We start from the raw sequence: 13,957 nt of genomic DNA, 5'->3' as shown, positions 1-13,957 counted from the left end.
GGTCATCCTTCCTTAGATCAGTTCCCAGGCACCGTCAGCGGCCTGGCAGGCCTTGGTGGTCTGCTGATCCTGCTGACCGTCCTGGCTCAGGCTGTAGTTCAGGGTGCGGCAGGTGGTCTTGGCGGCGACCTTGTCCTGCACCGGCGCGGCATCGAGATCGGCGGCGTCGAGGTCCACGCCCTGCTGCTTGGCGCTGGCCACGTCCAGGGTGTCCAGATCCACCGCAGGTGCCGGTTGAGCCTTGGTCTTGCCAGCGGTCGCCAGCGTGGCAGCCGTCGCCGGAGTCACCAGGGGCGCGTAGACATAGCCGATGGTCACGCCCTTGCGGCCCACCGCGATCCAGTCGTTGCCGGTACGGCCCAGGGCAGTGAAGCGCGTACCCGTGGGCAGTCCGCCGACCTTGGCGGCATTGTCGTTGGGTGCAGCGCGTAGATTGGCCGATTTGATCGACTGATAGGGCTTGTTGAGCAGGGTCAACTGCTCGACCTTCTGCACCTTGGGCGTGCGCTTGACCGCCACCTGGCGGGCTTCGGTCTCGGTTGCCACCGGCACGATGCGGGCCGTAGCGCCGCTGTGGTCGGAGGTCCATGTCGTCACCTGACCATCCTGGGCGTGCTCCAGTGCCTTTTGTGTCTGCACGGCCAGGGCCTCGCGATCACGCTGGTCGAGTTTGGCGCCCAGGGTCTTGCCCAGGGCGCCACCGGCGAGGGCGCCGGCCAGCATGGCGGCGGTACGGCCACTGCCACCACCGATCTGGCTGCCGATGAGGATGCCGGCCGCCGCACCGACCACGGTGCCGACGTTTTCCTGGTTGAGCCATTCGTTCTGCGACATGTTGGAGCAGCCGGTGACGGCGAGGCTGCCACCGAGGCAGAGAACGGCAAGGCGATAACGAGGCTTCATAACGAGTCCTTTCCGAAGCGAAAATTTAGGAGGAGGGAATGGTAGAGGCTTGCTCCAGAGATGTTGTGACCTGATTCACTGAAAGCGGGTTTGGCATCAAAGGGCTAGCATGGCCTAGAAGGCGTAGCGAAAGGCTCTAACGCCCCCGATACGCCTTCCCATAATGCCGTTCCAGGCGCGACTGCATGAACTCCATGGCCAGGGACATCAGCCAGTAGAGCACTGCGGCGGTGGTGAGCATTTCCAGATAGCGATAGCTGGAGCGGCCATAGGACTGGGCGAGGAACATCACCTCCCAGACACCCATCACCGAGACCAGGGAGGAGTCCTTGAGCATGGAGATGAACTGGCTGGTGGTCGGCGGGATGATGCTGCGCATGGCCTGGGGCAGGGTGACGCGCCAGAAGATCACCCGGGGCGACAGACCCAGGGCCAGGGCCGCCTCGCGCTGACCGGCGGGAACGCCAAGCAGGCCGGCGCGAAAGATCTCGCTCAGGTAGGCGCCGTAGTTCAGTGACAGGGCGAGGATGCCGGCGCTGATGGCGCCGGGCACCACGCCGATCTGCGGCAGGCCCAGGTAGATCAGGAGGATCTGGATCAGCAGCGGGGTGCCGCGAAAGAAGGAGGCGTAGAAGGTCGCCACGCCATAGGCCAGGGCGCTGGACGACAGCCGCGCCAGGGCCGCGGCGAAGCCGAGCAGCACCGACACCAGGATGGAGCTGAGGCTGAGGAACAGCGTCAGGGCCGCGCCCTGCAGGAAGCCGTTGGGGCCCAGGCGCCAACCCACCAGATTGGGCAGGCGCGGCCAGACGGTGGCGAATTTCAGGTCGAAACCGAGCACGAAGAACACGCCCCCGGCCAGCAGCGCCAGCCAGGTCAGCCAGACACGGGTACGAAAGCTCAGCAGAGCGCGGCGCTGGGCCGGGGGCGCTTGGTCATTCATTGGCTGATGTCGGCACCGATCCACTTGTCGGAGATCCGCTTCAGGGTGCCATCCTGGCGCAGCCCCTCGATGATCTCGTGCAGCTTGGCGGCGAATTCCGGGTCACCCTTCTCGATGGCCACGGCGTTGGGCTCGGCATAGAGGGGTGCGCCGGCCAGCTTGAACTTGCTGTCCTGAGCGAGGCGCGGCTGGGCGGTCACCAGGTTGGTCAGCACCGCGTCCAGCCGCTTGCCGGCGCCCAGGCCCAGGCCCAGGTCCTGGAAGGCGACGTTGTCGTCGGGGAAGGGCACCACCTGCACCTGGTCGAAGGGGTAGCTCAGCGGCTGGTCTTCCTGGCCTTCGATGGTCAGGTCCTTGTTCAGATAGCTTTCGTAGGAGGAGGCGCTGGTGACGCCGACCTTCTTGCCGGAGAGGTCCTTGGCACCGTGGATGCGGTCGTCACCGGCGTTGACCACGATCACTGCCGGCGAGGCGTAGTAGTTGACCGGGAAGTCGAACACCTGGGCGCGTGCCTGGCTGGGCGTCATGGAGCAGATGCAGACGTCGTAGCGACCGCTCCAGCGGCCGGCGGCGATCACGTCCCAGGAGGGGGTTTCCAGGCGCAGCTTGACGCCCAGCTTGTCGGCCACCGCCTTGGCCACGTCGACGTCGAAGCCTTCCAGCTGGTTCTGGGCATTGAGTTGGGAGAACGGCGGATAGCTCTCCATGAGCACATTGACCAGCTCGCCCTTGGCCTTGATGCGGTCGAGGGTGGCGCCGGCCGAGGCCGAGGTGGCGACCAGCGCCAGGGTCAGGCCGAGGGCCGATAGCAGAGCGGTTCTCATGGAGGGCGTCCTTTGCAAAGGGAAAGAGGGCCTGGTATTAGAGAGATATGAGAACCGATATTGAACTCTGTTTTGGTTATAAGGAAAAGTGAAATAGCTATATGGCCAACATGAATCTTGTTCTTCTCGATGGTGGCATGGGACGCGAACTGCAGCGACGCGGTGCGCCTTTTCGCCAGCCGGAATGGTCGGCCCTGGCGCTGAGCGAGGCGCCGGAGCAGGTGGAAGCGGTACACCGCGCCTATATCGAGGCGGGCGCCCAGGTGATCACCAGCAACAGCTATGCGGTGGTGCCCTTCCATATCGGCGAGGCGCGCTTCGCCGCCGAAGGCGAGGCCCTGGCGGCACGAGCCGGCCAGCTGGCGCGGCAGGCCGTGGTGGCCAGCGGGCGACCGGTGCGGGTAGCGGGCTCCTTGCCACCGCTGTTCGGCTCCTATCGCCCCGACCTGTTCGAGCCGACACGGGTGGACGAGGTGCTGCAGCCGCTGATTCGCGGACTGGCGCCCCATGTCGATCTCTGGCTGGCGGAAACCCAGAGTTCCCTGGCCGAGGTGCGCGCCATCGCCGCCGGGCTGCCGGATGACGGCAAGCCGCTGTGGCTGTCCTTTACCCTGAAGGACGAAGACGTCGACGAGGTACCGCGCCTGAGATCCGGCGAACCGGTGGCCGAGGCGGCGCAACTGGCCGTGGAGTTGGGCGCCGGGGCGCTGCTGTTCAATTGCAGCCAGCCCGAGGTGATGGCCGCGGCGCTGGATACCGCGCGGGCGACGTTCGCCACGGCGGGTGTCGAGATTCCCTTCGGCGCCTATGCCAATGCCTTTCCACCCCAGCCGGAAGAGGCTACCGCCAACGACGGCCTCGACCCCCTGCGCCCGGACCTGGACCCGCCCGGCTATCTGAGCTTCGCCCAGGACTGGCAGGCACGCGGGGCGAGCCTGATCGGCGGCTGCTGCGGCATCGGCCCGGAGCACATCGCCGTGCTCGACCAGCGACTGCGCGGCTGACGCCCGCGTTCAGTCAGTAAAAAAGCGGACCGCGCCCCGAGCGCTGTCCGCTTTTTTCTTGCTGCAAGGTGCTATTCAAATCTGCGCCTGGCCGCCGTCGGCGAACAGCTCGGCGCCGTTGACGAAGCTGGAGTCGCTGGAAGCCAGGAAGAGGGCGACCTTGGCGATCTCTTCCGGCTCGCCGACGCGGCCCAGGGGTATCTGGGTGGCCAGGTGGTCCAGCAGGCCCTGCTGCTGGGCGGCATCCGGACCGGCCAGTTCCACCAGGCCCGGGGTGCGAGTCGCGCCCGGACTCAGGGTATTGATACGAATGCCGCGCCCCTGCAGCTCCAAGATCCAGTTGCGGGCGAAGGCGCGCACGGCAGCCTTGGAGGCGCCATAGACGCTGAAGGCCGGGGTGCCGGTAGTGGCGGCGGTGGAGCCGGCCAGGATCACCGAGGCATGGTCCGCCAGCAGCGGCAGGGCCTTCTGCACGGTAAACAGTACTCCCTTCACGTTGCGATCGAAGGTGTCGTCGTAGTGGGCTTCGGTCACCTCGGCGAGGGGCAGCATGCTGCCACCCCCGGCGTTGACGTAGAGCACGTCGAGGCGTCCGTGCTCGCGGCGGATGCGCGCATAGAGGGCATCGAGCTGGTCCAGGCGCGAGGAGTCCACGGCGATGCCGGTGGCGTTGCCGACCTCGGCGACTGCGGCATCCAGTTCGGCCTGCCGCCGGCCGGTGAGAATGACATGGGCGCCCTGCTGGGCGAAGAGTTTGGCGGCGGCCAGGCCGATGCCGCTGGTTGCGCCGGTGACGAGGGCGATCTTGTCTGCGAGCTTGAGGGTCATGGCTGAATCTCCGAGTGGTTGTGATCAGGTGGAGTCAGCCTATCGACCCTGGCTTTTCTGCAAAATAGAATGATTGGCAAGTCATCGTTGCAGGAATGAAATGAGCAGATTGCCGGATTTCGAAGGCTTGGCGATGTTCGCCAAGGTCGCCGAGGAGGGCTCCTTCGCCGCCGCGGCGCGGGTATTGGGGGTGTCGGTGGCCACGGTGTCGCGAGCGGTGACGCGCCTGGAAGAGCGCCTGGGTGGACGGCTGTTCAATCGCACCTCGCGGCAGCTGGCGCTGACCGAATTCGGCCACGAGCTGGCCACCCAGGCCGGCGATCTCTACCGGCAGGCGGAGGCGACCGAAAGCGCCGCCCAGGACCGCGCCGTGCAGCCGCGCGGCCAGGTGCGGCTGGCGGTGCCCATGGCCTTCGGCCTGCGCTGGGTCGCGCCGCTGCTGCCTGAGCTGCTACGTCGCTATCCCCAGCTCACGGTGGATCTGCACCTGTCCGATGCCACCGTGGATCTGGTGGCGGAGGGCTTCGACGCCGCCCTGCGCATCGCCGCCTTGCCCGACTCCTCGCTGGTCGCCCGGCGTCTCTGCGCGGTCAGTCAGCGGCTGGTGGCGGCGCCAGCCTATGTCGAGCGCCACGGTCGCCCAAGACATCCGCAGGAGCTGACCGAACATGCCTGCCTGAGCTACGCCTACCGGGCGCGCAGCCAGGTGTGGCGCTTCAGCGGGGACGATGGCCGCGAGGAAAGCGTGCTGCCCCGCGGCCCCCTGCGCGTCACCAATTCCGAGGCCCTGCTGCCGGTCCTGCTGGAAGGCATGGCCATCGCCGAGTTGCCGGAATTCATCGCCAACGACTACCTGGCCGATGGCCGGCTGGTGCATTTGCTACCGGACTGGCACCTGACCCGTGGCGGCCTCTATTTCGTGACGCCCTCGGCGCGCAGCCGGCCCACCAAGATTCAGGTCCTGCTCGACTTCTTCGTCGAGCACCTGAGCGCTCCGGAATGGCAGCGGGGCAGTTAGCACCCCTCCGTGTCGGCTTCGTGACATCCCGCAACATCCGCCTTTCGCCACGCAAGGCTGGCGAAAGGTTGACCTCTTAGGATCCGCTCAAGACCCGCCCCCGTGAGCGGGCGACGTGCCTACAAAAATAACCAGGATTCTTGCCATGTCGTATCTGTCCCTCCAGGCGTCCCCGCGCGCCCGTCTCCCCTGGATTTTCGCCCTCTCCGCGCCGCTGCGCCGCGGCTGAACCCTCCTTCTCTTCGCGAAAATTCAGAGGTATTCCCATGCTGACTTTCCTCGGCTTCGCCATGGTCATGACCTTCATGTACCTGATCATGACCAAGCGCCTGTCTCCGCTGATCGCCCTGACCATGGTGCCCATCGCCTTCGCCGTGCTGGCCTGGGCGCTGTCCAGCGAATTCGCCAGCCTCGGCAGCGTCAAGCTCGACGCCCTCGGCCCGATGATGCTCGACGGCATCCGCAAGCTGGCGCCCACCGGCGTGATGCTGCTGTTCGCGATCCTCTACTTCGCCGTGATGATCGACACCGGTCTGTTCGACCCGGCGGTGCGCTGGATCCTCAAGCTGGTCAAGGGCGATCCGCTCAAGGTGGCCATGGGCACCGTCTTCCTGACCCTGGTGGTCTCCCTGGATGGCGACGGCTCGACCACCTACATGATCTGCGTGGCGGCCATGTTCCCGCTGTACAAGCGCCTGGGCATGAATCCGCTGATCATGACCTGCCTGATGCTGCTCTCCAGTGGCGTGATGAACCTGACCCCCTGGGGTGGTCCGACCGCCCGCGCCGCCAGTGCCCTGCACGTGGATCCGGCCGACGTCTTCGTGCCCATGATCGCGCCCATGCTGCTGGCGATCGCCTGGCTGTTCTTCCTCGCCTACCTCTATGGCCGCAGCGAGCGCGCGCGCCTGGGCATCCTGCAGATCGGCGAGACCGAAGGCGCCGACGTCACCGTCTCCCAGTGCGCCGAGGCCCGCCGCCCGCACCTGCGCTGGTTCAACGGCCTGCTGACCCTGGCGCTGATGGCCGCGCTGATCGTTGGCGTGCTGCCGATGCCGGTGCTGTTCATGATCGCCTTCGGCATCGCCATGACCGTCAACTACCGTTGCCTGAACATGCAGAAGCAGCGCATCGCCGCCCATGCCGAAAACGTGCTGGCAGTGGTCTCGTTGATCTTCGCCGCGGGCATCTTCACCGGCATCCTTTCGGGTACCGGTATGGTCGACGCCATGTCCAAGGGCCTGCTGGCGATAATCCCGGACGCCCTGGGTCCGTACATGGCGGTGATCACCGCCCTGGTCAGCCTGCCGTTCACCTTCTTCATCTCCAATGACGCCTTCTACTTCGGCGTACTGCCGGTGCTGGCCGAGGCCGCCGCGGCCTATGGCATCAGTCCGGTGGAGATCGCCCGGGCCTCCATCGTCGGTCAGCCCGTGCACCTGCTCAGCCCCCTGGTGCCCTCGACCTACCTGCTGGTGGGCCTGGCCAAGGTGGAGTTCGGCGACCATCAGCGCTTCACCCTGAAATGGGCGACCGTGACCTGCATGTTCCTGCTGGGCGGTGCTTTGTTACTGGGTGTGTTTCCGCTGTACAGCCGCTAGAGTTTTACCAAATGTACGACTAGCCTTGCCGGCTGTTCGAAAATGGCGCGTCGCCTGACGCGCCTTTTCCATTGGAGCGCGCGCCCGAGCGCGTCTCAGCTAAAAGAGGATTTGCAATGGACTGGCTGACCAACCCGGAAATCTGGGTCGCCTTCTTTACCCTGACTGCCCTGGAGATCGTCCTCGGCATCGACAACATCATCATGATCTCCATCCTGGTCAGCCGCATGCCCAAGCACATGCAGGCACGGACCCGCTTCTTCGGCCTGGCCCTAGCCATGGTCACCCGCATCCTGCTGCTCTTGTCCATCACCTGGGTGATGCGCCTCACCGCCGACCTGTTCTTCGTCTTTGGCCAGGGCATCTCCGGGCGTGACCTCATCCTCTTCTTCGGCGGCCTGTTCCTGCTGTGGAAGAGCAGCGCCGAGATCTACCACGGCCTGGAAGGCGAGGAAGAGCAGGACGAGGACGCCCCCCAGAAGAAGGGCAGCGGCTTCATCGGTACCATCATCCAGATCGCCATCATCGACATCGTCTTCTCGCTGGATTCGGTGATCACCGCGGTCGGCATGGTCAGCCACGTACCGGTCATGGTGGCGGCGATCATCGTCGCGGTGCTGGTGATGATGCTGGCGGCCGGCGCCATCAGCAATTTCATCGACAAGCACCCGAGCCTGAAAATGCTGGCGCTGTCCTTCCTGATCGTGGTCGGGACCGTGCTCATCGCCGAGGCCTTCGAGGTCCACGTGCCCAAGGGCTACGTCTACTTCGCCATGGCCTTCTCGCTGGCGGTGGAAGCCATCAACATCCGCCTGCGCGGCAAGGCCAAGGCCCGCGAAGCGGTCAAGCTGCGCAAAGAGCAGATCTGAGCCCAGCGGCGGAACCCGACCGGGTCTCCGCCGCCTAATCCAGCAAGTCCCCACGAGCCCGAAGGTGCCCTGCCTTCGGGCTCGTGCGTCTGTGCAGAACGGTCATTACGATTTTGTGACAAGCTCGTCAGGAGCTCTTGGACACGCGCCGGGAGGGCGCCACGATGCTGACACTGCTCAATCTGCTATCCGCCGTGTCCCTGCTGGTCTGGGGCACCCATATCGTCCGTACCGGCATCCTGCGGGTATACGGCGCCAGCCTGCGCCGGGTGCTCAGTCGCAGCATGCAGCGCACGCCGCTGGCCTTTCTTTCCGGTATCGCCGTCACCGCCCTGGTGCAGAGCAGCAACGCCACCGCGTTGCTGGTGACTTCCTTCGTCGCTCAGGGCCTGGTGCCGCTCACCCCGGCGCTGGCCATCATGCTGGGCGCCGACGTGGGCACCGCGCTGATGGCGCGGGTGCTGACCTTCGACCTGTCCTGGCTGTCGCCGCTGCTGATCTTTCTTGGCGTGGTGTTCTTTCTCGGCCGCAAGCAGACCCGCGCCGGCCAGCTCGGTCGGGTCGCCATCGGCCTGGGCCTGATCATCCTGGCGCTGCAGCTGATCGTCGAAGCGGCGTCGCCCATGACCCATGCGGCCGGGGTCAAGGTGCTGTTCTCTTCGCTGACCGGCGACCAGTTGCTCGACGCCCTGACCGGCGCGGTCTTCGCCATGGTCTCCTATTCCAGCCTGGCGGCGGTACTGCTCACCGCCACCCTGGCCGGCTCGGGAGTCATCTCGCTCAAGGTGGCGCTGTGCCTGGTGGTAGGCGCCAACCTGGGCAGCGGTGTGCTGGCGCTGATGGGCGCCGCCAAGCAGGGCGTCGAGGCGCGGCGGGTGGCGGTGGGCAGCCTGTTGTTCAAGCTGGCCGGCTGCATCCTGGTGCTGCCCTGGATCGGTCTGCTGGCCGACTGGCTGCAGGGCTATGACTTCAACGACGCCGAGGTGGTGATCGGCTTCCACGTCGCCTACAACCTGGTGCGCTGCCTGCTGTTCCTACCGCTGGCCGGCCCCCTGGCGCGCTTTTGCACCGCCATGCTGCCGGCGAAGGACAGTGCCGAGACCATTCTGCGGCCACGTCACCTGGACACCGCCGCCCTGGATACCCCGGCCCTGGCGCTGACCAATGCCTCTCGCGAGCTGTTGCGCATGGGCGACGTCATCGAGCAGATGCTGCAGCACCTGCTGGTGCTGATCAACGCGGGCGACAAGCAGCTGGCCCGCGAGGTGCGCCGCCTCGATGACGATGTCGACGCCCTCTACACGGCGATCAAGCTGTACCTGGCGCGGATGCCGCGCGACGACCTCGACGAGCGCGACAGCCGGCGCTGGGCCGAGACCATCGAACTGGCGATCAACCTGGAGCAGGCCGCCGACCTGATCGAGCGCATGGCCAGTGACGTGGAGAGCAAGAAGATCGCTGCGCGGCGGTCCTTCTCGGCCTCCGGCGTGGACGAACTCACCGCCCTGCACCGGTTGCTGGTCGACAGCCTCAAGCTGTGCCTGTCGGTCTATCTCTCCGGCGACCTGGACGCGGCGCGCCGCCTGCGTCGGCTCAAGCAGCGCTTCCGCCTGCTGGAGCGGCGCTATGCCCATGCCCACGTCGAGCGGCTGCACCAGCAGGTGGTGGAGAGCTTCGAGACCAGCTCCCTGCACCTGGGCCTGCTCAGCGACATGCGCCGGGTCAATTCGCTGTTCTGCAGCATCGCCCACGGCGTGCTGGAAGCGGCCGACGCCGGCTACGCCACCGAGCACGAGGTGCCGGTGGAGGGGCGCGAGGAGTCGGGCGGGGTTTGAGGTTGCGGTTTGACGCGGGGATTCGTGGATGAGGCTGCGCCGTCATCCACCCTACGAGGCATAGTTGCTCAGAACCATCATGGCCATGGCGGTTCGCCGATGCGGCCACTCCTACGACGTTCCGGCCTATCGCCGCCATGGGCCGCTCCTACAGGCTCGACGATTCTGTAGGAGCGGCCCATGGCCGCGATAACAGGTTCGCTTACGGCACCCCGCCATCGAGCTTCTGCAAGATCCGCCAGGCCGCCTCGATCCGCGCGGAATTCGGGTAGTTGCGGTTGGCCAGGATCACCAGGCCGAGCTGGCGCTCCGGGATGAACAGCGCATAGGCGCCGAAGCCGTTGGTGGAGCCGGTCTTGTTCAGCAACCGGGCGCCGCTCGCTGGTAGCGGTGGCCATTGCCAATCCACCGGCTGCGGCTCCAGCGCCATCGCCGGGGTATTGCCGGCCAGCAGCTGGGTCTTGGGTAGCGGATAGGGGTAGGCCTCCCACGCCAGGCCCTGGGTCATGGGGCCGCTGCGGTAGTAGCCCTGCTGGGTGGTGGTGATCGCCTTGGCCAGAGGTGCCGGCAGCCGGCCAGGATTCAGGTTGGCCTCGATGAAACCCAGCAGATCCCCGGCGGTGGTCTTGATGCCATAGGCCTCTTCGGCATAGACGCCGGGATTGACCCGCAGCGGCTCGCCTTTCTTGCCGTGGCCCCAGGCGTAATGGTCCTGCGCCGCTGCCGGCACCTGCAGATAGGTGTGACCGAGCTCCAAGGGATTCAGTACGTGGCGCTGCAGGGCGGTGGCGAAGGGTTCATCGAGGCGCTGGGCGGCCAGGGCGCCGAACAGGCCGATACTGGGATTGGAATAGAGACGGCGGCTGCCAGCGGGGAAGGGCGGCTGGAAGTCGCGATAGAAGCCTGTCGCCTGGGCTTCGGTGGTGATGGCGTTGGGAAACTGCAGGGGCAGTCCGCCGGCGCTGTAGGTGGCCAGTTGCAGCAGGCTGGCCTGGCCAATGGCGCTGCCGGCCAGGGCCGGACGGACCTGAGCGGCGGACTCGTCCAGCCGCAGGCGACCGGTCGCCGCCGCGTAGGCGCCGAGGGTGGCGGTGTAGGTCTTGCTCAGGGAGCCAATCTCGAACAGGGTGGCGGCGTCCACCGGCTGGCTACTGCGGCGGTCGGCCACGCCGAAGTAGTAGAGCCGGCGCAGCCCTGGCGCGCTGACACCTATCGCCAGGCCGGGGACGTCCTGCTCGGCCATTACCGCGCGGGCGGCGGTGCGTACCTCGTCGTCGAGGCTGGGCGCGGCCTGGGCGAGGATCGGCAATGCCAGCCCCAGGAGGAGGCCACAAGAGCGGTGAGCGCGAGGGATACCCGACATGGCCAGACATTTCCTGAGGTAAGGGGCCTGGAGTCTAGCCGAGCCTGGCCTGCGGACATGAGAACCGGGCAACGCCGCAAGATTTTGCCGCCGACGCTGTCCATGGCTGGCTGGAGCCCGGTCCTCGACTGGACTACAGTCGCCTCTCACCTTTTCCAGGAGTCATCCCATGTCCGCTGCCCCCCTCGTCGAACAGATCCAACTGGGCCAATTGCCCGTCTGGCGTATCCGCGTCGGTCAGGCCGAAGCCCTGGTGGCCTGCCAGGGCGCCCATGTGCTGCGCTACGGTTTCGACGGCGAACCGGACATCGTCTGGGGCAACCCGGAAGCCGTATTCGAGCCCGGTACGCCGATCCGTGGCGGCATCCCGGTCTGCTGGCCCTGGTTCGGCGACCTGCTGAAGAATCCGGCCGAGGTCCAGGCCATGTGCACCACCACCGAGGACGCCCCGGCCCACGGCCTGGCCCGTCAGGTAGCCTGGCAGGCCGGTGGCGTTGAAGTGGACACCGATCGGGTGCGCCTGGACTTCCACCACCGCACCTCCGCCGAGACTACCCCGGGCTGGCCCCATGCCACCGAGCTGACCCTGAGCCTGAGCGTGGGCGAACGCCTGGAGCTGACCCTGAGCGTGCGCAACCTCGAGGATCACCCGCTGGTGCTGAGCCAGGCGCTGCACACCTATTTCGCCGTGAGCGACGTGCGCGAGGTGGGTATCGAAGGCCTGGCCAATGCCGATTACTACGACTGCCTGGACGGCTGGACCCGCAAGCGGCAGAACGGCGAGCCGACCATCACCGCCGAGACCGATCGGGTCTACGTCGGCCTGCCGGCGCGCCTGGCGATCCGTGATCAGCAGTGGCAGCGCCGACTGTTCGTCGAGACGCGCAACAGCCATTCGGCCGTGCTGTGGAATCCCTGGATCGACAAGGCCGCGCGCCTGAGCCAGTTCGCCGACGACGCCTGGCCCGGCATGCTGTGCATCGAGACCGCCCGGGTGATGGACGATGTCCTGACCGTAGCGCCGGGTGCCTCGGCCGAGATGGCGGTTAGCCTATGGCGCGAGGCGCTGTAGGGGTTGTTCAGACGTCCGGGGTAGCCCTCACCCCGACCCTCTCCCGGAGGGAGAGGGGGCGCTCAGGGGGAGTTTGGTGCGGGGTGCCTGAGGTTGTCAGGCGTAGGTTGGGCTGAGCGTGAGCGGAGCCCAACGCGGCCCAGGTCGAGCGCGCGCTGTCGGGCTTCGGCGAAAGAGTCGCCTCAGCCCAACCTACGTCTTCAAGCCCCCGAGGTGTCGGATCGACAGCCGCAGGGCCAGCACGCAGCCTACCCAAACGCCCCCTCTCCCCCTGGGAGAGGGCCGGGGTGAGGGAGCAGCCGGCACCTGGCCGACGCTTACAGCTCCTCGCACAGATTCCGCCCGATCCACTCGGCCACCGCCGCGCGATCCAGGCCGCGGTGGCGTAGGTTGGGCTGAGCGTGAGCGAAGCCCAACGCGGCCCAGGTCGAGCGCGCGCTGTCGGGCTTCGGCGAAAGAGTCGCCTCAGCCCAACCTACGTATTCAAGCTCCCGAGGTGTCGGATCGACAGCCGCAGGGCCAGTACGCAGCCTACCCAAACGCCCCCTCTCCCCTGGGAGAGGGCCGGGGTGAGGGAGCAGCCGGCACCTAGCCGACGCTTACAGCTCCTCGCACAGATTCCGCCCGATCCACTCGGCCACCGCCGCGCGCTCCAGGCCGCAGCCGAGCAGGCTGTGCAGCTTGCCCAGAGCGGCTTCACGAGTCATGCCGCGGCCGGAGATCACCCCGGCGTCGGCCAGGCCGCTGCCGGCGGCGTAGGTGCCCAGTTCTACCGTGCCGCGGGCACCCTGACTGAGGGCGACCACCGGTATCCCGGCATTGCGCAGTTCGGCCAGTGCGGCGAGGAAGTCGGCGTCGTCGGCCGGCCCCGTGCCACTGCCGTAGCACTCCAGTACCAGCCCCTGCACGCCGCTGCCCGCCAGACCGCGCAGGGTGGCGCCATCGACCCCCGGAAACAGCGGCAGCACCGCTACCCGTACCGCCTGGCGCGGCTGGTCGAAGCGCAGGGCCGCAGGCGGGACGACCAAGGCGTCGCCGCTGCGCGGCCGTGCGCTTGCCACGAAGGCCTTCCAGCCGCTGCTGGCCTGCTTGGTGCAGCGTGCGGCGGGTAGACGCTCTTCATGGAATTGCACCTGGACGCCCGGCGCCAGCCCGCCGGCGAAGGCGGCGAAGCTGTCGGCCAGGTTGCCATCGGCATCGCTGTCCGGCACGCCGGCCGGCAGCATGGACCCGGTCAGCAGTACCGGGATGGCCAGGCCCAGCAGGCGGAAGGCCAGGGCGGCGGCGCTGTAGGCCAGGGTATCGGTACCGTGCAGTACCAGTACGCCGCGACAGGCCGGGTCCGCGGCGGCGGTGATGATGGCCTGGGCCATGCGCTCCCAGGCGGCGGGGGCCATGTTGGCGCTGTCGATCAGCGGCAGCAGTTCCTCCAGGCGCCAGGCCGGATCGCCCAGTTCCGGACGGCTGGCCAGCAGGGCTTCGATACGCGCCTCGAACCCGGCGGCCGGAGCCAGGCCGGCAGCGGTCGCCTGCATGCCGATGGTGCCGCCGGTGTAGAGGATGTGCAGGTAGGGTGAGGTCATGGGGGGACTTCCTGATAAGACTGCCCCCACGCGAGGTGGGGGCAGACAAGCGAATCATGGTTCGGGGCCGTTGGGCTTCGGCGATGGAGCCGCCTCAACCCAACCTACGTCACC

12 protein-coding genes are annotated in these 13,957 nt (G+C 67.0%); 6 read left to right on the top strand and 6 right to left on the bottom strand.

Translation table 11 applies throughout. The features are described 5' to 3' along the window. Positions 1-12: 12 nt before the first annotated feature. The 3 genes from APT59_RS21875 to APT59_RS21865 all read right to left on the bottom strand — a co-directional run bounded on the left by APT59_RS21875 (position 13) and on the right by APT59_RS21865 (position 2,670). A complete protein-coding gene (locus tag APT59_RS21875) occupies positions 13-903 on the bottom strand; it encodes an SH3 domain-containing protein (protein ID WP_059316771.1) in 891 nt (296 codons plus the stop codon). Between the two features lie 136 nt (positions 904-1,039). Then, entirely contained in the window at positions 1,040-1,846 is an 807-nt protein-coding gene (locus APT59_RS21870) for an amino acid ABC transporter permease (RefSeq protein ID WP_059316770.1), read from the bottom strand. Further along, entirely contained in the window at positions 1,843-2,670 is an 828-nt protein-coding gene (locus APT59_RS21865; RefSeq protein WP_059316769.1) for an ABC transporter substrate-binding protein, read from the bottom strand. The genes APT59_RS21870 and APT59_RS21865 overlap by 4 nt, the downstream gene beginning before the upstream one ends. Before the next feature lie 101 nt (positions 2,671-2,771). Between APT59_RS21865 and APT59_RS21860 the strand changes: the two genes are divergently transcribed. Then, complete coding sequence (locus tag APT59_RS21860; RefSeq protein ID WP_059316768.1) at positions 2,772-3,674, top strand: homocysteine S-methyltransferase family protein; 903 nt, start codon at positions 2,772-2,774, stop codon at positions 3,672-3,674. Between the two features lie 75 nt (positions 3,675-3,749). On the opposite strand, the gene APT59_RS21855 is transcribed toward APT59_RS21860, so the two are convergent. Beyond that, complete coding sequence (locus APT59_RS21855) at positions 3,750-4,502, bottom strand: SDR family oxidoreductase (RefSeq protein WP_059316767.1); 753 nt, start codon at positions 4,500-4,502, stop codon at positions 3,750-3,752. Between the two features lie 100 nt (positions 4,503-4,602). On the opposite strand from APT59_RS21855, the gene APT59_RS21850 reads away from it, so the two are divergent. The 4 genes from APT59_RS21850 (at position 4,603) to APT59_RS21835 (ending at position 9,825) form a co-directional block, all read left to right on the top strand. Continuing rightward, positions 4,603-5,520: a LysR family transcriptional regulator gene (locus APT59_RS21850; RefSeq protein ID WP_059316766.1), complete on the top strand. Its 918-nt coding sequence runs from the start codon at positions 4,603-4,605 to the stop codon at positions 5,518-5,520. 266 nt (positions 5,521-5,786) lie between these two features. Then, entirely contained in the window at positions 5,787-7,121 is a 1,335-nt protein-coding gene (locus tag APT59_RS21845) for a CitMHS family transporter (RefSeq protein ID WP_059316765.1), read from the top strand. Positions 7,122-7,237: 116 nt separating this feature from the next. Beyond that, positions 7,238-7,990 (top strand): TerC family protein, encoded by a 753-nt coding sequence (locus APT59_RS21840; RefSeq protein WP_059316764.1) that lies wholly within the window; start codon positions 7,238-7,240, stop codon positions 7,988-7,990. Between the two features lie 164 nt (positions 7,991-8,154). Further along, positions 8,155-9,825, top strand: coding sequence for a Na/Pi cotransporter family protein (locus APT59_RS21835; protein ID WP_059316763.1), 1,671 nt, complete (start codon positions 8,155-8,157; stop codon positions 9,823-9,825). Positions 9,826-10,027: 202 nt separating this feature from the next. On the opposite strand, the gene ampC is transcribed toward APT59_RS21835, so the two are convergent. After that, a complete protein-coding gene (gene ampC, locus APT59_RS21830) occupies positions 10,028-11,188 on the bottom strand; it encodes a class C beta-lactamase (protein ID WP_059316762.1) in 1,161 nt (386 codons plus the stop codon). A gap of 169 nt (positions 11,189-11,357) precedes the next feature. On the opposite strand from ampC, the gene APT59_RS21825 reads away from it, so the two are divergent. Next, positions 11,358-12,260 (top strand): D-hexose-6-phosphate mutarotase, encoded by a 903-nt coding sequence (locus tag APT59_RS21825; RefSeq protein WP_059316761.1) that lies wholly within the window; start codon positions 11,358-11,360, stop codon positions 12,258-12,260. A 599-nt stretch (positions 12,261-12,859) separates the two neighbouring features. On the opposite strand, the gene APT59_RS21820 is transcribed toward APT59_RS21825, so the two are convergent. Next, positions 12,860-13,843: an asparaginase gene (locus APT59_RS21820; RefSeq protein ID WP_059316760.1), complete on the bottom strand. Its 984-nt coding sequence runs from the start codon at positions 13,841-13,843 to the stop codon at positions 12,860-12,862. Between the last annotated feature and the right edge of the window lie 114 nt (positions 13,844-13,957).

The sequence above is a fragment of the Pseudomonas oryzihabitans genome (assembly GCF_001518815.1).
Classification (GTDB): domain Bacteria; phylum Pseudomonadota; class Gammaproteobacteria; order Pseudomonadales; family Pseudomonadaceae; genus Chryseomonas; species Chryseomonas oryzihabitans_E.
Note: the sequence above shows the minus strand (reverse complement) of the source record. Positions and strands in the feature narration are given on the sequence as shown.

Bases quoted from the DNA above. Each gene is read 5' to 3' on its own strand.
- ampC (WP_059316762.1), bottom strand. From the start codon at position 11,188: ATGTCGGGTATCCCTCGCGCTCACCGCTCTTGTGGCCTCCTCCTGGGG.
- APT59_RS21820 (WP_059316760.1), bottom strand. From the start codon at position 13,843: ATGACCTCACCCTACCTGCACATCCTCTACACCGGCGGCACCATCGGC.
- APT59_RS21840 (WP_059316764.1), top strand. From the start codon at position 7,238: ATGGACTGGCTGACCAACCCGGAAATCTGGGTCGCCTTCTTTACCCTG.
- APT59_RS21870 (WP_059316770.1), bottom strand. From the start codon at position 1,846: ATGAATGACCAAGCGCCCCCGGCCCAGCGCCGCGCTCTGCTGAGCTTT.
- APT59_RS21845 (WP_059316765.1), top strand. From the start codon at position 5,787: ATGCTGACTTTCCTCGGCTTCGCCATGGTCATGACCTTCATGTACCTG.
- APT59_RS21865 (WP_059316769.1), bottom strand. From the start codon at position 2,670: ATGAGAACCGCTCTGCTATCGGCCCTCGGCCTGACCCTGGCGCTGGTC.
- APT59_RS21850 (WP_059316766.1), top strand. From the start codon at position 4,603: ATGAGCAGATTGCCGGATTTCGAAGGCTTGGCGATGTTCGCCAAGGTC.
- APT59_RS21860 (WP_059316768.1), top strand. From the start codon at position 2,772: ATGGCCAACATGAATCTTGTTCTTCTCGATGGTGGCATGGGACGCGAA.
- APT59_RS21855 (WP_059316767.1), bottom strand. From the start codon at position 4,502: ATGACCCTCAAGCTCGCAGACAAGATCGCCCTCGTCACCGGCGCAACC.
- APT59_RS21825 (WP_059316761.1), top strand. From the start codon at position 11,358: ATGTCCGCTGCCCCCCTCGTCGAACAGATCCAACTGGGCCAATTGCCC.
- APT59_RS21875 (WP_059316771.1), bottom strand. From the start codon at position 903: ATGAAGCCTCGTTATCGCCTTGCCGTTCTCTGCCTCGGTGGCAGCCTC.
- APT59_RS21835 (WP_059316763.1), top strand. From the start codon at position 8,155: ATGCTGACACTGCTCAATCTGCTATCCGCCGTGTCCCTGCTGGTCTGG.